This window comes from Mesorhizobium sp. M0772 (assembly GCF_040320135.1).
Lineage (GTDB): Bacteria > Pseudomonadota > Alphaproteobacteria > Rhizobiales > Rhizobiaceae > Mesorhizobium.
This window is the reverse complement of record NZ_JAMYPB010000029.1, coordinates 20,100-39,574: the sequence shown is the minus strand read 5'-3', so window position 1 is coordinate 39,574 and position 19,475 is coordinate 20,100. Positions and strand designations below refer to the sequence as shown.

Here is a 19,475-nt window from a genome sequence, read left to right as displayed (position 1 = left end):
ATGTGTGGGATCGCCGGAATTTTGTTGGCGCCCGATGCAGCCAACGCAAGTGCGCTCAGGGCCATCGGACCGATGGCGACGGCGCTTCGTCATCGCGGACCTGACGGTGAGGCCTTCTGGGTGAGCCGTGAAGGGGGGGTAGCCTTCGGCCACCGGCGACTGGCCATCGTCGACCTGTCCGAAGCGGGTCGCCAGCCAATGCTCTCCGCGAGCGGTCGGTATGTCATCACCTTCAATGGCGAGATATACAATTTTCGCGATCTGCGCCGTGAACTGGAAGGGGCGGGCCATCATTTCCGCGGCGCCAGCGACACGGAGGTCATGCTGTGCGCGATCGAAAGCTGGGGCCTTGATGCAGCCCTCGCGCGCTTCGCTGGCATGTTTGCTTTCGGGCTGTGGGACCTGAAGAACCGAACGCTTCAGCTTGCCCGCGACCGAATGGGCAAGAAGCCACTCTATGTCGCCTTAACACGTGACGCGCTTGTCTTCGCCTCGGAGTTGAAGGCGATCACTTGCTTCCCAGGGTTCACCCCGGAACTCGATGTCGATGCGGCGACGACGATGGTTTCCAACGGCTGGGTGCCGGATGACCGTTGCATTTGGCAGGGCGTGTTCAAGCTGCCGCCTGGTTCAATCCTGTCGGTCACTGCGGCGCAATTCGCCGACGCCCGCGGCACCGGTTCGCTTGAGCATCGCATTCACCCTTGGTGGTCGCTGGCCGATGTCGCCAGCAAGGGACAGCGCGATCCGATAGCCGCCAGCGACGAGGACCTCGCGACCGAGCTCGACAGCCTGCTCCGCCTGGCCGTCAAGCAACGAATGATTGCAGATGTGCCGCTGGGCGCCTTTCTGTCGGGCGGGATCGACAGCTCGACTGTCGTCGCCCTGATGCAGGCACAGTCCCGAAACCCCGTTCGGACGTTCACCATAGCGTTCGGGGAAAGTGGGTTTGATGAAGCTCCCCATGCGGCCGCGGTTGCTCGGCATCTGGGCACCGATCATACGGAACTTCATCTCTCGCCGGCTGCCGCGCTTGAGGTCATTCCGGAGCTGCCCCGGATTTGGGACGAGCCGTTTGCCGATGAATCGCAGATACCGACGCTGCTGGTGTCGCGCCTCGCGCGGCAACACGTAACCGTGGCGCTTTCAGGCGATGGCGGCGACGAGTGCTTCGCAGGCTATTCTCGACACTTCCTGGCAACCCGCCTCACAAAGCAGCATGAGCTGCCATTGTCATTTCGCCGGCTGTTGGCATCGGGGGCTGGGTTGCTGGCCCAAGCCTCTCAGAAAGATATCTTCGGCAATCTGCCGCTTTCGGCGAATATGCGGCATGGCTTGCGCGGTGACCGCCTGGCTCGCCTTGCCCGCCTGCTCGCGGCGCGAGATGAGGACGAACTCTTTCTGCAACTGACAAAATCTTCAGCCAACGACCTTGTTCATCGCAAGCCGTCGACAGCACCTACCGACACCACAAAGCTCGACGGCCTGCTCTCGCGTCTCCTATTCGCCGACATGACAGGCTATCTACCGGGCGACATTTTGGTGAAGCTCGATCGAGCCACCATGGCCAACAGCCTCGAGGGGCGATGCCCGATCCTGGACCATCGCGTCGTTGAATTCGCCTGGCGCTTGCCAGCCCGTGCCAAAGTCCGAAACGGGAAGGGCAAATGGTTGCTTCGCCGACTGCTTGATCGTTATGTACCACGCCGACTGGTCGACCGGCCCAAGCAAGGTTTCGACGTTCCGGTCGGGACTTGGTTGAAAGGGCCCTTGCGCGGCTGGGCAACCGATATCATTGCCACGATCGGCCGCTCCGGGGACGGGGTCATCGACCGTGAGAAGGTCGACGCATGCTGGCGCAATCATCTGCATGGAAGCCAAGATAATTTCCGCGACCTGTGGCCGGTGCTCATGTTTCAGGCGTGGCGCAACGAAGCCATGCGGCCATCGACGGTCGCCACGCACCCTTCTTACCATATCGAACTGACAGGGGATTGAGATGGAAGGTTCCATAGCCAACCGCGCCCGGCGTCCGCGCGCCAAGCAGATGGAAGTTGGGACGCTTGAAACCAATCTGCGCTTGATGCGGCCGCCACGCGAGCCAACGCAATCGTCACCCTTCCACCAGCTCGTCATCATCCTGACGACGCGAAAATGGTTCTTGCTTGCCATGGCCCTTCTGGGCGGCATCCTGGCCGGACTGGCAGGCTTCACCCGCCCGGTGCTGTTCGAGGCAACGACCCAGGTCATTATCGATGCCCCGAGCAGCAGTGCTTCGGGCGGCGTGGCATCCGCCCAGGACTCGCTGGAATCGAACATCGATGATCATCTGACGATGCTCTCCTCGCAAGGCCACCTGCGTCGGGTCCTGGCAGCACTGCGCAAAGCCCAACCAGTCGACGGTAACGGAAAGACCGTCGTCAATGCCGTCCCGCCCGCGGCTGGCTCGTTCCTCATCGATCTCCTGAACAGGGCCTGGAGACAGGATAACACGGTGGCGGAAAATCCGGACGCAGCGGACGCGCCCGAGCTGAAGGCGCTACGCAACGGAATGAGGGTCGGACAAGAGCTGCGATCGCGCGTCATCACCATCGGCTTCACCGATCCAAATCCGGCGCGTGCGGCACTTGTCGCGAACACGTTTGCCCAGGTCTACATTCAAGATCTGGTACAAAAAAGCCGGGCATCGGATCAGGTTCATCTGGATTCGATAGTCGCCAGCCTTCCGCAAGTACAAAGGGATCTTGTCGAAGCGACAGATCGGCTGGAGACATACCGGCTCACGCATGGCGCCGTCGATCAGACTGCGGCCAACAACGCAGCCAGTGAGACAGCGGAACTCGGCCGGCAGATATTCCTATCGAAAGCCAGTCTTTCCGCGTCGGAAGCGCGCCTTCGCCGTATTGAGGACCTGCGCAAGGCGGGCGCCCCGGTCACGGCCATCGCTGAAGAAATCGGGTCGCCCGTGTTGACGGACCTGGTGACACGCCAGTCGGGTGCCGCCGCCGACGGCGATCTGCGCAACGCGATCGCCCGCGAAATGGAGCAAAGCGTTGCCCGAATCGCTGCCGAGGCAAATGTCTACCGGTCTCAGGCTACGGCTCTTGAAAGTCGCAAGGCGATGCTCGACGCGGCCGTGGCCGACACGGCGAGCCAACTTTCGGGGCTGCGTTCCCTTGAGCCTAGGGTAGCCATCGTGACGCAGCATTACAACGAACTCCTGAGCCGGCAGCAGGATCTGATACGTCGCATCGCCGCTCCTTCGCCAGGCGTAGCGGTCCTTTCGACCGCCTGGCCGCCGTCGACCCCCGTGACATTGTCGCCGATTTTCCTGATTCCCCCCGGCATGGTCGTCTTTGGTCTCATGGGGGCGGTCATTGTCCTGGTCCGCAACGGTTTCAACCAAACCTTGCGCAGTGAAGCCGAAGCCGAGGCCGAGCTTGGGGTCCCGTGCGTAGGACTGCTTCCCAGGGTTGCGGGACTTAATGCCAGAAAGCTGCGGCATCTGGTTCTGAGCCAGCAGAACTTGCCGTTCAGCCGCGCCGTGACTTCGCTGCTCGTCACTGCGGCGCCAACTCAGGGGAAGGGGCAGCCGCCGCATATCATTCTCGTGACGTCCAGCATCCAGGACGATGCCAAGACCGAGTTGGCATGGAGCCTGGCGCTGGCGGCAACGCGGCTGGGAGGAAGAGTGCTTTTCCTCGATCTCGATCGCAAGGATGTACGGCTCACGAACGGGTTTCGTGGTGAATTCAGCACCGACAAGGCCCGGAACTCCTTCGGCGACTATGTGAATGAACGTTGCGTGCTGAAGGATGCAATTACGAGGATGCCGGAAATCGGTATCGACCTCATGGCCGCTCCAGCACCTTCCGATGATCTCCTGACGCTTCTGTCCACCGTCGACAAATGCCAGTTCACCGAGGAGCTGCGTTCGGCCTACGACGTGGTCATCATGAACGGTCCCCTGGGCCTCGGGGGGCCTGAAACCAGGCTGCTTAAGCGCTGGGCCGATTCGGTGCTTTTTGCCGTTCGCTGGGCAAGGACGAGGCGCAGCATTGCCCGTGGTGCTCTGGATGCAATAGGGGCCGGCGGATCCGCCACCGTTCCAGTAGGGAGTGTGCTCACCCGGGTGAACCTGAAGAGGCTAGCCGGCTCCAGGCTCGGAGACAACGCCGATCTTCTGTTGGAGAGGGTTTGAAGATGCGTGTGCGATCTTCAACAGAAGCTCCAGGGAGCGATCGCGCCCCTAAATCGAGCCAGCTACACGATGATCATTGAATTTTTCGGACCTCCAGGATCCGGCAAAACAACCTTCGCACATGCGCTTGCGCAGCAGCTGCGCGGGAAAGGCTATCACGCCAAGGTCGCCCTCAGCTACAAGCCAAGCACCAGGGCCGCCAAATATGATCTCGGAGTCTTTCTGTTCATATCACGGATCGTATCGGCGATATTTTCAACAGCCAGAATATTGCTTTTTTCGGCAGGGCGAGCCGATGATATTTCCAATTCCTTTGCAATGGTGAGGATGATACCGCCAAAAAACCGAATATGGCGCGCGCGAATCTGGCGATACATCCTGCACCTTTCGCGTTGCTGGAAGTCTGCGGAGCAATCGCCCGAAATTACGATTTTCGATCAAGGATATGTTCAAGCGATTGGTTCGCTTGCGATGTTCAATGGGAGCACCAACCCCAGAACGCTGGAAAAGGCGCTCAGCCTCGCACCGGCGGCCGATCTCACCGTCAGGCTCTTGGTGCCAGCTGCGGTCGTGGAAAGTCGCCTTCGTCGGCGGATGGAGCTTGAGCCGCCGGCGGAACGGATTTTCGAGGCCGACTTGAACGTGAACATGCGCTCGTTCGCCGTTTTTGAAGCGATGCATGACCTCCTGACAACATCTGGCCGGGAAATCATCTCCGTCGAAAACACCGATGGTCCATCGACCTTTAAAAGTATTTGTCGGATTGAGAGACAAATACTTTCTGCATTGTCGCGCTTCGATAGGTCGGTCGGCGAAAAGCAAATTGAGTTGCCGGCTCATCGCGCAGATGTAACTGGTTCAGCAACCGCACCGCCGCGCAACAAGGACATGGGCTCGCGGCTGGCTTGGGCAAGCATATTCGCCTTGCTGATCTATATTGGTGGCGCTGGTTTGACCAGTCTTGCACAGTTGGCAATTGCACGCCTTATCGGACCTCACAACTACGGTATCTATTCCTACGTTCAGGCTTGGACGTCAGTGCTCGCCTATCTGGCAACGCTTGGCTTTAATGTATCATTGTTGCGTTTCCTCCCGGCCTATAGGGCCAGTGGCAGGCTTGATCTGGCCCGCGGGGTGATAAGATTTGCGCTGCAGAGATCGCTGATAGCGGCAACCTTGTTCGGGATGATCGGCGCTGCGTCCGTCCTGTTCCTTTCAGATCCAACGGAAAGAGGGCTTGAGACAAGCATCGTGCTCGGCATGATGGCTGTGCCCTTGGTTACGGCCTATGCTCTCGGAGCCACGCTTGTGCGTGCTTTCGGCGGCGTTGTCTCGGCGTTGTTGCCGGAGCGCATCATGCGAGACGGACTCCTGCTCGTGTTGGTAGCGCTCCTGGCATTGTCGGGATTTCGAACAGTGGATGCGCCCTCGGTGACGATGGCGGTGCTTGTGAGTTCCGCTTTCACAGCGGCGCTGGTGTTCATCATCGCGAGGAGGTTTGAACCACCCGGCCTGGGACACGCCAAGCCAAGTTATGCCTCGAGGGAATGGTGGCTTGCCGTCCCCCCGCTCATGCTCATCACTGGGCTCGATGTTTTCGTCAGTCGGGCAGGAGTCCTGGTTTTGGGCTGGACAAGCCATATTGCTGAAGCGGGTATTTTCGCGCTGGCCTTGAATGTCGCGATGCTCGTGGGCCTGTCCCGTATCGCCGTGGCAACCATGTTTTCGCCAACAGCAGCCGATCTCTACGTCAGAGGCGATCGCAGAGGCCTACAACAACTGTTCGCGCGCGCAACCCTGCTTTCTGCTGGCGGTGCCATCCTGGTGGCCGTCCCAATGATGGTGATAGTCGAGCCGTTCTTGAGCTATTTCGGTGAGGGTTATAGCGCGGGAGCGCCGATCGCACGGGTTCTGATTTTGGGATATGTCTTTGTCGCGCTGTGCGGGCCCCAACAGAATCTCCTGACCATGACTGGAAATGAATGGGCTGCGGCAACGACGATGGTAGCGGGTGCTGTGGCCAATATAATTGCCTGTGCAGCCGGAGTTGCGGTGTACGGCCTGCTTGGCGCTGCGGTGGGTGTGGCACTTGCACTGAGCATCTGGAGCATTGCCATGGCCGTCTATATCCGCAAGCGACTGAAAATCATGCCAGGCTTGGTTTTTGCCTTGCTGTCGATCAGGCCGAGCGCGGTCGATGCCCGTCAATGGCATTGGTTCTTGAGGGCGAGCAAATGAGAGCACTGTTTTGGCTACGGTGATTGCCGTCGTTCGGGCAGGAAGTCACGAAGCCCGGATCGCACAAAGGCCATAGGGCTGCACAGACGCTTCGGCGTATCTCTGTTCCGGACACCCGCGCGGGCAGCCGATACTTCGCGGGCTGTGTCCGTCATTTGAAGGATGCATCAGTTTCGGAGGCGCCCCAGGGTGTGCTCACAATCTGCGGAGCATCCATGGAACAAGCCCGAATGGCGAGCGCCTCGGCGCCTGCAGTGCGCCGTCGCTCGGAGAGATCGACGCCTGTCGAGCGCAGCCAACGCGAAACCCTCACCCAAGTTCAGGTCCTGCGCGCCCTCGCGGCTAGTTCGGTCGCGCTGCGACACGCCCAGCATGATGCGGCCACCCTGGAATTACAGGCCGGCCGCACCTTTCAGAGCTGGAATCCGATACCATGGAGCGCTGGAGTCGATATTTTCTTCGTGATTTCCGGCCTTATCATGGTGCATACGTCGCGACAGCTGTTCGCAAAGCCCGGGGGCGCGCGTCTCTTCATTTCCCGCCGGATCGCGCGAATTGTCCCGCTATATTGGGCGCTCACCTCGCTCTACGTTGCGGTAGCGGTGGTAGCCCCCAACTTTCTCAACCAGAGCTACGTCGACCTCAGGTTTGTAGTCGAATCCTACTTATTCATTCCGGCCAGTCGCCCTGACGGTGTCGTTCAGCCGGTCTACGAGTTGGGTTGGACGCTCAATTATGAGATGCTGTTTTACGTGTTGTTCACGGCGACGATCGTGCTGCCCATGCGGTGGGCAGTTACGGTCCTGCTCACGATCCTGGTTGGGATGGTGCTCTCGGGCGCTCTTGCGGCTCCTTTGCCAGAGCCCTGGGGTTTCTGGACCAATCCGATCATCCTGGAATTTGCTTTCGGCGCGATGATCGGGGTCACTTGCGCCTCGGGCCTGCGGCCTTCCGGCCCAATCAGGGCCTGTGTCGCCGCAACGGGACTGGGTGCCCTGATGCTTGCGGCGGCGTTTCCCGATATCTCGGCCGGCCTTGGTCGCCCCGTCGTGTATGGCATTCCGGCGTCTCTAATAGTTTGGAGTGCTGCCCTGGCACCGCCGGGTAAACTGAGGCATGACAGCCTGGCGGCGAGGTGGGCCGCTGGCGTTGGCGATGCGTCATACGCTCTTTACCTCATGCATCCATTCGTGATCCGCGCCATGCGCATAATTTTCTGGCGTACAGGCTTGATCTTTGTGCTCGGCCCGTGGGCTTTCATCGGTTCGGCCTTGGCGATAACCCTGGGCGTGGCATTTATCACCCACCGTCTGTTCGAGAAGCCGCTCACCCGCTATGCGCGGCGCCTTTTGGGGGTCGGGCACGGCACAGGACGGCAGCTTGGGTCCCTTCCAGTGCCGGCGTATCCCAAGACAGATTGAAGGCGAGCCGCGACCCTGCCACACCTAGGAAACGGCGGCGTTGTGCTCACTATGCCGTTGCCGGAAGGCCAGCTGGTCGCACCTGTCCAACAGGGCGTGCATGGAATTCCCGATACCATTCCACGAAACGTTGCACGCCGTCCTCCAGTGTTGTCGCCGGTGCGAAGCCAACGGCGCGTCGGAGGTCCCTGACGTCGGCGCGGGTTTCCAAGACGTCACCTGGCGGTAAAGGTACGTTGACGCGAACGGCGCGGCGACCAAGGGCCGTCTCGATGAGCTCGATCAGATGGTTGATTTCTTCCGGCCGATCATTGCCGATATTGTAGAGCCTATATGGCGCCGAACTGGTGGCAGGATCGGCAGCGCGACCGTCCCAACCGGGATCCTGACACGGTGGTTTGGCGAGCACGCGAACAACCCCCTCTACGATGTCGTCGATATAGGTGAAATCCCGCCATACGCGCCCGGCATTGGCGATTTCGATCGTTCGGCCCTCGGCGATGGCATGGGTGAAAGTATAGACTGCCATGTCGGGCCTGCCCCAGGGACCATAGACGGTGAAGAAGCGCAGTCCGGTTACGGGCAAGCCGAACAGATGGCTGTAGGAATGCGCCATGCATTCGTTGGCGGCCTTGGTGGCGGCGTAGAAGCTCACCGGATGATTGGCACCATGATGCTCAGAAAAGGGTATGCGTCGATTGGCGCCGTATACGGAGCTCGACGAGGCATAAACGAGATGGCTGACGCCCGCGTGTCGGCAGCCCTCCAGAACGTTGAGAAATGCGACTATGTTTGACTCCACATAGGCATGCGGGTCGACGAGCGAATGACGCACCCCGGCTTGGGCGGCCAGATGCACGAAGTGCGATGGCTGGAATTCGCAGAACAGCGCTTTCACCAGCGACCGGTCCGCCAGGTCGAAGCGCATCGGCGTGAACCTCGGCTCGGCGCAGAGCCGTGTAAATCGCGCCTCCTTCAGCTTCAGGTCGTAGTAAGGCGTGAAGTTGTCGACGCCGATGACCTCGGCGCCGAGCCGCAAAAGGCGTGACGCAACATGAAATCCGATGAACCCAGCGGCGCCCGTGACGATGATCGGCCCCGTGTGCGTAAGGTTCGACGCAGCACCATCCTGCAGCGCGTGAACGATATCCGCCAGCTTGTTGACCTTCGAATCTGCTTCGGCCATGGCAAGTCACTCCCGTTTCCAGGTTCCGCGTTCTGCGCTATCTCGGCAGCGCCTTGAACGATCGGAAATGGCGCCGCCGGCCTTGTGATCTACGCGACAGCGCCCTCAATGCGGGCCGCCGCTGTCTGAATCAAAGCGGATGCAGACAGCAGTCGATTTCTCATGGCAAAACCGAAATGCGCCCCAAAAGAGCCACTAGTTCCGCCTGACGCCTCGTGTCGGTCTTGGCGAACAGTGAGGCAAGCTGAGAGCGGATAGTCGTGCGACTGAGATGCCAACTGCGGGCGATCTCCAGGGGCGCGTCGCCATGGGCGAGGCGTAGCGCCAACTGCGTTTCCGCGCTGGTCAAACCGAACATCCTTTGCAACGTGCGAGGGTTGGCCGCCGATTTGTTATCCCGGTCCAGCAATGCGACGACGGTTGTCCCGTCCGGTGTAACGACGCCCGTCTCGTTCATGGTCACCGGCCTGTCGCCTCTGCTGTGGATCACTACCCATGAGAGTGAGCCCGGCTGGAGGTGGACCGGAACATTCGCGACCAGCCGCCTCAACCCGGCGGCAAGCTCGACGGCTGTATCAGTTGCTTCGCCCTGGCGTGCGAGGGTGTCCCGAGCGGCAGCGTTCCATTCTATTACTTTCTTGTCTCGGTCCAGGACGAGATAGCCGCAACCCATACGATCAAGCATGCCGGTGATGGATTCCAGGCTGCGTCGTCGAGATCCGCCGACCCTTGCGTCCGGTCGGTCCACAAGGCTTATCGGCCGTTCGTGGCGGGTATCGTTCAATACAATGTATTGCCTGCCTGCGAGCGTATCGTTTCGCGTTTCAATCAGTGTCATCGCTTCCACCCAACCCGTTGCTACTGACGCAAATCAAATCGGTTGAAGTTGCTGCTTCAACTTGAGTTTCCACATACTGCGAGAAATCTGCGAATGGTTTCTCCGCAGCGTCTCTTTGGATATACCTTTCTGAAGAGCGCTCCTGACACATGATTTTATTCGCCGGCAAAGTCATGGCAATCGGGCATTGGGATTAGGTGCCACCCCTTCGGCCTAGTCTCGACGGACTAGACCGAAAGTTGTAGTCTTTGCGCATGGGTTCGGACCTGCGCTGGCTCAAATCGAATGTGTCGAGCACTACGTTGGCTCATCTAGCTTCGCTGTTGGTGTTTGCAGCATCGATAGCATTCGAGGCGATAAGTACGGTATATGGCGGCCAGCCGTTGCCGCTTGTTGCGTTTATCCCCATAACCGTTGTCATCGTGTATCTTGAGAGCCGTTTTGTTGCCATCGCAGCAACGCTTCTGATGGCGGTCGCCGGCTTGTGGATGCGACACCTGCTGGACGGTCACCTCACTGGTGGAGACTGGACCGGGGCCGTCTTCCTCCTGGGTTCGGGTAGCCTGATCGCAGCTGTGTTCCACCGCCTGCGACAAGATCTGCACGGTGCGCTCAGGGTGGCAGAAGCGAGGCTCGCTGCCATCGACGCTGCCGCCTTGGGCTTTGCTAATACCAATCGCCATGGCGAACTGCTGCAGTCGAACAGACGGCTTTTGGAGATGACCGGCTACGCGCACAAGGAACTTGCCCAACTCGAGTTGCAGGAACTCATTGTCCCCGACGATCGAGGTACTGTGCGGAAACTTTTGGAAGATTTGGGCAATGGGACCGCGTCTGCGACGGATATCCGCGTTTTGCGCAAGGATGGCACGGCATTCTGGGCTCACCTGGCCCTGTCTTCGTCGCGGCCGGACGAGGCGCCAAATGAGAGCGTATTCGTGGTGGTTGACGATATTTCCGAGCGACAAGCGGCACGCGAGGCCCTTCGGGCTCAGAAGGAATGGCTTGATCTCGCCGTGTCTGCCGGGCGCCTGGGAACATGGCAAATAGACATTGACGATGGGACAGTCGCCGGCTCGAGCAAGTTCTGGGACATTCTTGGTCTGCCTCCGGCCCCAGTCCGCCGCTTGGAAGAACTCTCGGCTGTAATCCATCCCGTCGACTGGCCGAAGCTGTCCGCCTCGGCAAAGCCTTCATCGGCATTGAACTATGACGTCGAGATCCGTGTCCGGCAAGTGGATGGTCACACACGCTGGATTGCTTTGCGTGGACGGCAGGAAGAGCACGGCGACCGCAAAATGCGCATCGGGGTGGCGGCGGATCTGACCGAACGTCGACAAACAACTTTGCTTCGCGCCGCCGTAAAGAGACGCGAGCGCATAATGCGCGAAGAGCGCCATCGGTTCAGCAATGTGTTTCCAGTGATCAGAGCTCTGGTCAACATGATCGATATTCCCGACAATGACGTTGCCAAATACAAGGAGATGTTGATCGATTGGATTCGAACGCTGGAGGCGACCCATCGCATCCTTTCTCGTCACGCCAACCTGTCAGGGATGCTCCATGAGCTCGTGGACCGGGAATTGCAGCGCTTCAAGGAGACACGCGACATAACGATCAGTGGACCTTCCCTCACTGTGCCAAGCGGCGCCGCCGAGGGCTTGGCGATGATCCTTCACGAGTTGACGACAAACTCGGTGAAACATGGTGCGCTGGGTGACCCGAATGGCAGGGTCGAAGTTAGGTGGCGATTTGCATCCGAGGACGAAGGTGACGACCTCGTGTTCGATTGGGTGGAATCGGGCCGACGGAAGAGTTCAAAAGTCGTACGCCGCGGGTTCGGGTCACTGATAATCGGTGTGGACAGCACCCCGCTTGTCGGTCATTCCCCGAATATGGAAATAACCGAAGATGGCCTTCGATATTCGCTGCGTGTATCGCGCAAAGAAATTGAGGAATCTGGATTGCAATAGAGCCCCTCCAAGTCGAAGCCGAATTGGCCAATTAACGGATGGTGTGGGCCCTTTGCTGCGATTTCCTGCAAGCAAACTCGGGCCGGTTCGAGGGGCATACGTCAACTCGCCTGTCTCGTCAGCCAGCTTTGGAGCAACACAGCTGCTTCGGTACGGTTTCTAACCCCAAGCTCACGCAGCACGGCTGCGGCATGGATTTTCGTTGTCGCCTCGGCAATGTCCAGATTGCGGGCAATCTCCTTATTCGAGTACCCCTCTGCCATCAGCTTGAGGACGTCCTTCTGTCTAGATGTCAGCCTAGCGACGTCGCCCGAGCCCTCGTGCCGGCGGCTGGCATTTTGTACCGGAGGTGGGGGGGCATGCGATCTCTGGTCGGCAGACGTTCGAGATAGGAGAGATGGCACATAGATCCGGCCAGCGAGGATTTCGTTTACAGCCAGCACGACTTCTTCGTCGCTCTGCGATTTGACGATATACCCGTGAAGTCCGATCGAAAGCGCGGTCAGTATCTCCGAGCGGGAATCATCCCCGGAAACGATCGCAAAGCGAGTGTCAGGATAGGCAGCCATAAAGTCGCTGAGCACTTCCTGATGGAACAGCCCAGGCATGTTCAGATCGAGGATCGCAAGATCGATGGACGCCTGCTCCTCTAGAAGATTGACCGCGGCATCGAAACACGAAGCTTCGAATATTTCGGCGCTTGGAATTCCAGCCATGAGTGCCAGCCGGAGACCACGCCGATATAAGCCGTGATCGTCGGCAATGACGATCCGAGCCATGCAACTACCCCAACGCGTTACTCGGTTCCCGACGAGAAAACCCGCTGGAACCTCCCATTCGCCTATGATCGACAATCCGTGGTGGTCCTAAAATGGCGGCCATCCACTGGTCAACGCATCACAGTGATGTCCGCAGCGTCCCATCCACGCACATCCAGAACGTCTAATATAATACTAAATTGCGAAGCTCATCCATAGATTTTTAACCCTGGCGTGCGGTGCCTGTCCGCAAAACGATGCCGGTTCCCCATTTGTGGGTCCAAAGCCAGCTGTTCAGGACCATTTCTGTTATGTCGCCACCCGCTGTCGCTGGACCTGTAGGCCGGCCCGGCCCCGGGCGGATCGCAGCTTTTTTGAAAGCAACTGCTTTCGTTTATCGCCGTCATGATCAGTGCCCAATCGCGCTTCTATCGGCTGTTGATCTCGTGGCCATCTAATACCTTGAACGTTTTGAATCCCTACCATTCGAATGCACGACGACAGCCGCCCCGGCTGTCACATACCTTTTCGCATATGATGTTCGGATTGCCGCCGAGGTTTGGCCGGATTTGAGGGTGTGCCCTGGCCGGACAATGGAACACCGATCCCGAACAAAGCCAACTGCAGATCAGGAGGATCGAATGAAAGCGGTGATTCAATGTGGTGGGATGGGTACGCGCCTTCGACCGTTTACATCGGTCCTGCCGAAACCATTAATGCCGATAGGGGCCCGGCCTGTTCTTGAGTTGCTTTTGAAGTGGCTGCGGCGCAACGGCATTGAAGACGTGTATATTACGACAGGGTATCTAGGGCATTTGATCCGTAGCGTCTGCGGCGACGGATCGCAATGGAACTTGAAGATCAAATATACCCAGGAAATGGAGCCACTCGGCACCGTCGGACCTCTCTCTCTGATTAGGGATGAACTGAACGAAACATTTGTCGTTCTGAACGGCGATGTCCTCACAGATCTAAGCCTGAGCCGGTTTGTAGCCGCGCACCGCTTGCATAGGGATCCCGTTACGATTGCCACGGCGTGCCGTCATATCAAGATGGACTTCGGGGTCATCGACGAGGTCGACAATACCGTCCAGCTCTTCCGGGAAAAGCCGACGCTTTCCCATCTCGTCAGCATGGGGATTTACTGCATGAACCCAGATGTCCTGCGGTTCATTCCGTCCGGGATCCCATTTGGGTTCGATGACCTGATGCTGCAGATGATGCAGGGCGGCACGACCGTGCATGTTTACAAGCATGACGGTCTTTGGCTCGACATCGGTCGTGTCGATGACTTCCAGAATGCACAGGCAATTCCCTGGGAAGATCAGTCGTCCTCAATCGAGGTCGCGGCTGCCGCTGCAGCCGCATGAAAGTCTGATGCAGAGGTCTAGCCACTAACAAGGCTTTCAGGAGGTCAAGATGCTCTTGGTGAGCGCCCCGATCCTAGGCGTGCCAGAGAAGGCAGCCCTGTCGCAGGTGATTGATAGCGGCTGGCTTACGATGGGGGACAGGGTACGAGAGTTCGAACAGGCCTTTGCCGGCATGCATGGCGCGCGAGATTGCGTTGCGGTTGGTTCCTGCACCGCAGCGCTCCATCTTCTCCTCCATGCTTTGGGCATCGGCCCTGGCGACGAAGTACTGGTTCCTTCGCTGACGTTCGTGGCGACGGCGAATGCGGTGCTGTATGTAGGGGCGACGCCGGTCTTCGTCGATATCGAGTCCGTCGACGTGCCGTTGATCTCGGTTGCGGAAGCCGAAGCGCGGTGCACGACGCGCACGAAAGCGGTCATTCTCGTTCACTTCGCCGGGTATCTCCCCGATCGGGAACAATGGCAGCGGTTCGCCCGGCTTCGCGGGCTGCATATCATCGAGGACGCTGCGCACGCGCCCGGGCTTAGGGAAGTCGGGACCTTCGGCGCCGCGGCCGCGTTCAGCTTCTATGGCAACAAGAACATGACAACGGCCGAAGGGGGCGCCGTGATCGCACGTGACCCCGATCTGCTCGACAGGGTTCGCCTGGCCCGCGGGCACGGAATGACCACGGGGACACATCAGCGGCTGAACAGTCGTACGCCGCAATATGATGTCACGATGCTCGGGTTCAACTACCGAATGGACGAGATGCGAGCGGCAATAGGGCTGGTTCAGTTGCAGAACCTGCAAGAGTGGAACGAAATCAGGCGTATCATAGCTGTCTTGTACCGACGCCTGATCGCGGACCGTTGCCCAGCCATTGTCATTCCATTTAGCGAACCCCGGACGTCGGCTTACCACATCATGCCGATCGTCCTGCCGCGCTACGCGAGCCGGCAGGATGTCATCGACGAGCTGCGGACACAGGGCATACAGACCACCATCCACTACCCGCCGGTGCACCAAATGACGTTCTACCGCGAGCGCTTTCCCGGCGTGAGTTTGCCCCGAACAGAGGATTTCGCTGAGCGAGAGCTCACAATTCCGCTGCACCCCCAGATCACTTCCGCCGCCGCCGAATCAGTCGTGGCTGCCCTGGCAGCCGCGCTCAAAACAGGCGCGCTCAAAGCAGGCGCCCAAAGAGGAACTGCTGCATGAATGCGTTAGACCCTGCCTTTCACCGGATGTTCGTTCCAAATCCTGATCACGGCTTTGCGAGACGCGCAATCGATCTTGCGGTGGCGGGCATCGCTACCGTCGCATTGGCGCCATTGATGCTGCTGATCGCCGGAGCGCTTCTGCTCGAGGGCGGTGGCTCGATCTTGTTCGCTCAGACCCGCATCGGGGCCGGCGGCCGAACCTTCCGCATGTACAAATTTCGCAAATTCGGTGTGAACTGCGGCTCTCAAGGCCTTGCGCTGACGGTCGTGGGCGATACACGCATGACCACCGTTGGCCGCTTTCTCGCAGCGACGAAGCTGGACGAACTACCGCAGCTGTGGAATGTCCTCAAAGGCGAAATGGCGATCGTCGGCCCACGGCCCGAGAGCCTGGCTTTCGCCGATTGTTTCCGGGGCGAGCTTAGGGCCGTGCTGCAATACAAGCCAGGCCTGCTGGGACCAGCCCAGGTCGTTTTTCGGCACGAAGCGCATTACTTCCCCCAATCCGTAGATCCGATCGTGTTCTACCGGGAAGTCATGTTCCCCGCCAAGGCAACACTGGACCTCTCATATTATCCGCGACGCACCATCGTCTCCGACCTCGCGTGGATGGTGCGGGGAGTGCTGGCAGTGGTCGGTTGGGTTCCGGTACCGCCGATCGACGTTTGAATATCCAAGGGAAGCGTTCCAAACAGCCAAGGGAATGCGCAGTGATGAGCTACAATGGAAAGAAAGTCCTGGTGACCGGCGCGGACGGATTCATCGGTTCGCATGTCACGGAGGCGCTTGTTCGCAACGGGGCAGATGTCACAGCCCTTGCCCTTTACAATTCCTTCGACAGCCATGGATGGCTAGACGATCTGCCGGACACCATCCGCAGCCAGTTGAGGCTCGTCCGTGGTGACGTCCGCGACAGTGCGTTCCTTAACCGGATCATGCGCGGCCAAGTCGCGGTTTTTCATCTGGCGGCGCTTATTGCGATTCCATATTCCTACGCCGCTGCCCAGTCCTATGTGGAAACCAACATCCTGGGCACGGTGAACGTCCTCGAAGCGGCGCGCCTATGGGAGACGGAGCGGGTGATCCATACCTCCACGAGCGAGGTCTACGGAACTGCCCAAACCATGCCGATCGGCGAAACACACCCCCTGCAGGGACAGTCACCATATTCGGCATCCAAAATCGGCGCCGACATGATGGCGGAGTCTTACGCCAGGTCGTTCGATGTCCCTGTGGTCATCATGCGACCCTTCAACACGTATGGCCCGCGCCAGAGTGAACGCGCCATCGTGCCGACCATTATCCGGCAGGTCCTCGACCCGAAATGTCCTGCAATCATGGTAGGGGATACCAGCCCGATCCGCGACCTGACCTATGTCGAAGACACCGCGACAGCGTTCCTGACCGCAGGTCTCGCCCAGCTCGAGTTCGGCCACGCCTACAACGCTGGCAGCCAACGCGCTGCGACCGTCTCGGACGTATTGGCCATTGTTCTTGAGTTGACCGATTGCAAAAAGCCGGTCCGTCGTGATGAAAGCCGCCTGAGGCCGCAAAATTCCGAAGTTCGCGCCTTGCTCGCCGACTCCTCGCGCTTTGAACGTGAGACTGGATGGCGGACACAGACCAGCCTGCGCGATGGGCTGGAGCGAACAATCACGTGGTGGCGCGAGCGCCTTAGTGAAGGCCGGGTACGGCGCGAAGTGGGTTACATGACATGACCCTGGGCGGCCGTCATGCGTTGGCGCTGTTGCTGGCTGCCGGTGCCATATCTCCCAACATCTACGTTGCCGGCGGCCGTCAAAGCAAGGCAGCGGAGGTGGCGGCCACAGCGGTCGTGAACAACCTGCCGGGCTATGTGCGCCAAACAAGGGATCCTTGGTCTGGGATGGTTTTCGCACGGATCACCAGACCGGGCGTTCTCGGCCGGGCGGGTGTATGCGGGAAGAAGTACTGCACCCACCGTTACTCAAGCGCACAGGCTTGGAATGCCGACCAGAGCCTGCTCCTGATCGCCAATGGCTGCGGTGGCCTGTGCTTTCTCGACGGACAAACCTACTTGCCTTTGTTCCACCGCAACCGCGCGACCGAATGCGAATGGCATCCCACTGATCCCGAGTTGATGATCTGCGTCGGGGGCCGGCAGATTGCGACATGGGCCCCACGTACCGATCATGAGGACGTCGTGTTCGCCTCCGGAGCGTACTCCAACCTCAAATTTGGACCCAACAAAGGCAATCCGAGCCGCGACGGCAGCCGGATTGCGGTGCGTGCAACGAACAATGACGGCCGAGCGGTGGTTTTTGGCTACGATCTCAAGCAACGGCGGAAATTCCCGGATATCGATCTTGCCGAATTCCCGGGAACGACCGGCTCCTGCTCGATCTCACCACTCGGAATCAACATAGTGTGTTCCCAGCAATTACCGGACGGAATCGAAGCGAGTTTCGTCTTCTCCATCGACGGCATATTGCGCCAGAAGTGGATGGAGCACCATCGACCGGGCCATGGCGACATGACGGTCGATTCCGACGGAAGCGAAATCTATGTCGGGATCAGCAAATCGGATCCTGACAAATATCAGGTGATCAAGCGCCGCTTGGCTGATGGCAAGGCTACCTCGCTGATGAAATATGGCGAGGCCATGCATACGTCACTCAGGTCGCTCGGCAGGCCCGGCTGGGTGTTTCTGAGTTATGGCGGCACGCCAGCCGAACTATCGCAGCACCCGGATTGGGCGCCTTACGCTCAGCAAGTCATTGCGCTGCGTCTAGACGGCAGTGGAGAGGTCCGCCGTGTCGCAGACACGCACAACGCGCCCTTCGACTACTGGAGCGAGACGCATGCCTCTCCCTCTCCGGACGGCTCCCAGGTGGTCTGGTCCAGCAACTGGGGCGTGCCCGGTGGCCCGGTATACGATTTCGTTAGTCGTGTTGAATGGCCTTTGAAGCCGGTGTTCGACCGGAAGGAGATTGTCGCAAATGACCTTCAGTAGACGATACGTTCTTGGCGCAGTCGTGATGATGTCGCTAACCTCGATGGCTTGCGCAGGCGAGGTCGAGCCCTATCAACTCTCACCTGGCGATACGGTCGAGATAGGAATAGCGCCGATCCCTGATCGGACGCAGCGCGCCGTAGTCCAGATGGATGGCAATATCGCCCTTCCGGAGGCTGGAATGATCATGGTCGCAGGCCTGACGGCGTCCCAACTGCAAAGGCGCATGCAAGAGGTCTTGCCAAGCAAGATTTTTCACGTGCGTCTGACTGATGGGCGGGAGCAGACAGTTACTGTCGAGCCCGACGATGTCACAGCGATCATAGCGGACTATCGCCCGATCTATGTAACGGGCGATGTGCTCACCCCGGGACAACAGGTCTACCGTCCGCTCATGACTGTACGGCAGGCGCTGGCCGTTTCCGGCGGCTTCAGTCTTTTGCGATCACGGGCAGGCCAGGCCGGGCCTGATCCGGTTGATCTCAAGCGCGATTACGAAATGCTCTGGGGAGATTACACGAAAGAATACCTTCACGCCGCCCGCATTCGCGCCGAGCTTCAGGGCCAGGCGGATTTCGACAAGAAGACACCACAGGGATCACCTCTTTCGCCGAGCGTTGTAGCCGCGATGGCACAGGCTGAAGCAGAGGCGCTGAAGGTTGCGCTGAGTGATTTCCGGCAGGAACAGGATTTTCTGGAGAAGGGCCGGACGGACGCTGCCGAGCAAATTGGCGTTTTGCAGAAACGCGAACGAGTCGAGGGCGAGAGCGTGAAGGCGGATGAGCAAGATTTGGCGCGAGTGACGAAGGCATTCGATGCAGGCAATCTGACCAACACCCGGCTCGCGGATGTCAGGCGCGCGTTGCTTTTATCTTCAAGCGGCGCGCTTCAAACCTCGGTCGAACTGATGAGGGCGCGGCGCCAGCAGGAGGACTTTGTCAGACAGCACGAACGCAACGACAATCAAAGGAGGATTGGCCTGCTGACGGATCTGAAGGACACCAACGCCCGGCTGGCGGATGTCACCGCCAGGCTCCATGCCGCCAGCGAGAAGCTGCAGCCGACCGGAGCATCCACACAGCCATTGCCGATTGCCGGCGAAACGGTACGGGCCCAGGTGACCATCGTACGCAAGATCGGCAATGAATGGCGCAAGCTGTTGGTTGACGAAGATGCGATTGTGCTGCCGGGGGATACTGTCGAAGCCAGATTCAGCAGTGAACTGCAAAGTGTGGCAGTCCAATAGGGCGTCAGCCGCAGTCCGTGCGGAGCTTACTGTTCTATCGGGGGGGGCG

Annotated in this window: 14 protein-coding genes; 11 read left to right on the top strand and 3 right to left on the bottom strand. The window is 59.3% G+C overall.

The window, feature by feature from the left end; translation table 11 throughout:
• From asnB to NKI06_RS19305, 4 genes are all read left to right on the top strand, one after another.
• Nucleotides 1-1,998, top strand: a complete 1,998-nt coding sequence (gene asnB / locus NKI06_RS19320) for an asparagine synthase (glutamine-hydrolyzing) (protein WP_352986697.1) — start codon at nt 1-3, stop codon at nt 1,996-1,998.
• Between the two features lies 1 nt (nt 1,999).
• Nucleotides 2,000-4,201 carry a GumC family protein gene (locus NKI06_RS19315; RefSeq protein WP_023681033.1) on the top strand — a complete coding sequence of 734 codons (2,202 nt, stop codon included), beginning with the start codon at nt 2,000-2,002 and terminating at the stop codon, nt 4,199-4,201.
• A 69-nt stretch (nt 4,202-4,270) separates the two neighbouring features.
• Nucleotides 4,271-6,439, top strand: coding sequence for a polysaccharide biosynthesis C-terminal domain-containing protein (locus NKI06_RS19310; protein WP_352986695.1), 2,169 nt, complete (start codon nt 4,271-4,273; stop codon nt 6,437-6,439).
• Between the two features lie 215 nt (nt 6,440-6,654).
• Entirely contained in the window at nt 6,655-7,860 is a 1,206-nt protein-coding gene (locus NKI06_RS19305; protein WP_352986693.1) for an acyltransferase family protein, read from the top strand.
• Nucleotides 7,861-7,909: 49 nt separating this feature from the next.
• Here NKI06_RS19305 and NKI06_RS19300 read toward each other — a convergent pair whose 3' ends face one another.
• Together NKI06_RS19300 and NKI06_RS19295 are read right to left on the bottom strand one after the other, a co-directional pair.
• Nucleotides 7,910-9,046, bottom strand: a complete 1,137-nt coding sequence (locus tag NKI06_RS19300; protein WP_352986692.1) for an NAD-dependent epimerase — start codon at nt 9,044-9,046, stop codon at nt 7,910-7,912.
• Nucleotides 9,047-9,206: 160 nt separating this feature from the next.
• Nucleotides 9,207-9,884, bottom strand: a complete 678-nt coding sequence (locus tag NKI06_RS19295) for a helix-turn-helix transcriptional regulator (RefSeq protein WP_023706589.1) — start codon at nt 9,882-9,884, stop codon at nt 9,207-9,209.
• A 254-nt stretch (nt 9,885-10,138) separates the two neighbouring features.
• On the opposite strand from NKI06_RS19295, the gene NKI06_RS19290 reads away from it, so the two are divergent.
• The gene (locus NKI06_RS19290) at nt 10,139-11,857 is read left to right on the top strand and encodes a PAS domain S-box protein (protein WP_352986690.1); all 1,719 of its coding nucleotides are present in this window, start codon (nt 10,139-10,141) and stop codon (nt 11,855-11,857) included.
• A 101-nt stretch (nt 11,858-11,958) separates the two neighbouring features.
• Here the strand turns inward: NKI06_RS19290 and NKI06_RS19285 are convergent, their stop codons facing one another.
• Nucleotides 11,959-12,636, bottom strand: coding sequence for a LuxR C-terminal-related transcriptional regulator (locus tag NKI06_RS19285; protein WP_023681040.1), 678 nt, complete (start codon nt 12,634-12,636; stop codon nt 11,959-11,961).
• A gap of 620 nt (nt 12,637-13,256) precedes the next feature.
• Here NKI06_RS19285 and NKI06_RS19280 point away from each other — a divergent pair.
• From NKI06_RS19280 to NKI06_RS19255, 6 genes are read left to right on the top strand one after another with little or no spacing between them, the layout of a single operon-like run.
• Nucleotides 13,257-13,985 (top strand): nucleotidyltransferase family protein, encoded by a 729-nt coding sequence (locus NKI06_RS19280; RefSeq protein WP_352986689.1) that lies wholly within the window; start codon nt 13,257-13,259, stop codon nt 13,983-13,985.
• A gap of 49 nt (nt 13,986-14,034) precedes the next feature.
• A complete protein-coding gene (locus NKI06_RS19275) occupies nt 14,035-15,186 on the top strand; it encodes a DegT/DnrJ/EryC1/StrS family aminotransferase (RefSeq protein WP_023681042.1) in 1,152 nt (383 codons plus the stop codon).
• Nucleotides 15,183-15,857: a sugar transferase gene (locus NKI06_RS19270; protein ID WP_023681043.1), complete on the top strand. Its 675-nt coding sequence runs from the start codon at nt 15,183-15,185 to the stop codon at nt 15,855-15,857. Before NKI06_RS19275 ends, NKI06_RS19270 begins: the two co-directional genes overlap by 4 nt.
• Nucleotides 15,858-15,901: 44 nt before the next feature.
• The gene (locus NKI06_RS19265) at nt 15,902-16,906 is read left to right on the top strand and encodes an SDR family NAD(P)-dependent oxidoreductase (protein ID WP_023748029.1); all 1,005 of its coding nucleotides are present in this window, start codon (nt 15,902-15,904) and stop codon (nt 16,904-16,906) included.
• The gene (locus NKI06_RS19260; protein ID WP_352986688.1) at nt 16,903-18,180 is read left to right on the top strand and encodes a hypothetical protein; all 1,278 of its coding nucleotides are present in this window, start codon (nt 16,903-16,905) and stop codon (nt 18,178-18,180) included. The genes NKI06_RS19265 and NKI06_RS19260 overlap by 4 nt, the downstream gene beginning before the upstream one ends.
• A complete protein-coding gene (locus NKI06_RS19255; protein WP_352986685.1) occupies nt 18,167-19,426 on the top strand; it encodes a polysaccharide biosynthesis/export family protein in 1,260 nt (419 codons plus the stop codon). Before NKI06_RS19260 ends, NKI06_RS19255 begins: the two co-directional genes overlap by 14 nt.
• Nucleotides 19,427-19,475 lie beyond the last annotated feature (49 nt).

Bases quoted from the DNA above. Each gene is read 5' to 3' on its own strand.
- NKI06_RS19310 (WP_352986695.1), top strand. From the start codon at position 4,271: ATGATCATTGAATTTTTCGGACCTCCAGGATCCGGCAAAACAACCTTC.
- NKI06_RS19290 (WP_352986690.1), top strand. From the start codon at position 10,139: ATGGGTTCGGACCTGCGCTGGCTCAAATCGAATGTGTCGAGCACTACG.
- NKI06_RS19275 (WP_023681042.1), top strand. From the start codon at position 14,035: ATGCTCTTGGTGAGCGCCCCGATCCTAGGCGTGCCAGAGAAGGCAGCC.
- NKI06_RS19305 (WP_352986693.1), top strand. From the start codon at position 6,655: ATGGAACAAGCCCGAATGGCGAGCGCCTCGGCGCCTGCAGTGCGCCGT.
- NKI06_RS19300 (WP_352986692.1), bottom strand. From the start codon at position 9,046: ATGGCCGAAGCAGATTCGAAGGTCAACAAGCTGGCGGATATCGTTCAC.
- asnB (WP_352986697.1), top strand. From the start codon at position 1: ATGTGTGGGATCGCCGGAATTTTGTTGGCGCCCGATGCAGCCAACGCA.
- NKI06_RS19285 (WP_023681040.1), bottom strand. From the start codon at position 12,636: ATGGCTCGGATCGTCATTGCCGACGATCACGGCTTATATCGGCGTGGT.
- NKI06_RS19295 (WP_023706589.1), bottom strand. From the start codon at position 9,884: ATGACACTGATTGAAACGCGAAACGATACGCTCGCAGGCAGGCAATAC.
- NKI06_RS19315 (WP_023681033.1), top strand. From the start codon at position 2,000: ATGGAAGGTTCCATAGCCAACCGCGCCCGGCGTCCGCGCGCCAAGCAG.
- NKI06_RS19270 (WP_023681043.1), top strand. From the start codon at position 15,183: ATGAATGCGTTAGACCCTGCCTTTCACCGGATGTTCGTTCCAAATCCT.
- NKI06_RS19260 (WP_352986688.1), top strand. From the start codon at position 16,903: ATGACCCTGGGCGGCCGTCATGCGTTGGCGCTGTTGCTGGCTGCCGGT.
- NKI06_RS19265 (WP_023748029.1), top strand. From the start codon at position 15,902: ATGAGCTACAATGGAAAGAAAGTCCTGGTGACCGGCGCGGACGGATTC.
- NKI06_RS19280 (WP_352986689.1), top strand. From the start codon at position 13,257: ATGAAAGCGGTGATTCAATGTGGTGGGATGGGTACGCGCCTTCGACCG.
- NKI06_RS19255 (WP_352986685.1), top strand. From the start codon at position 18,167: ATGACCTTCAGTAGACGATACGTTCTTGGCGCAGTCGTGATGATGTCG.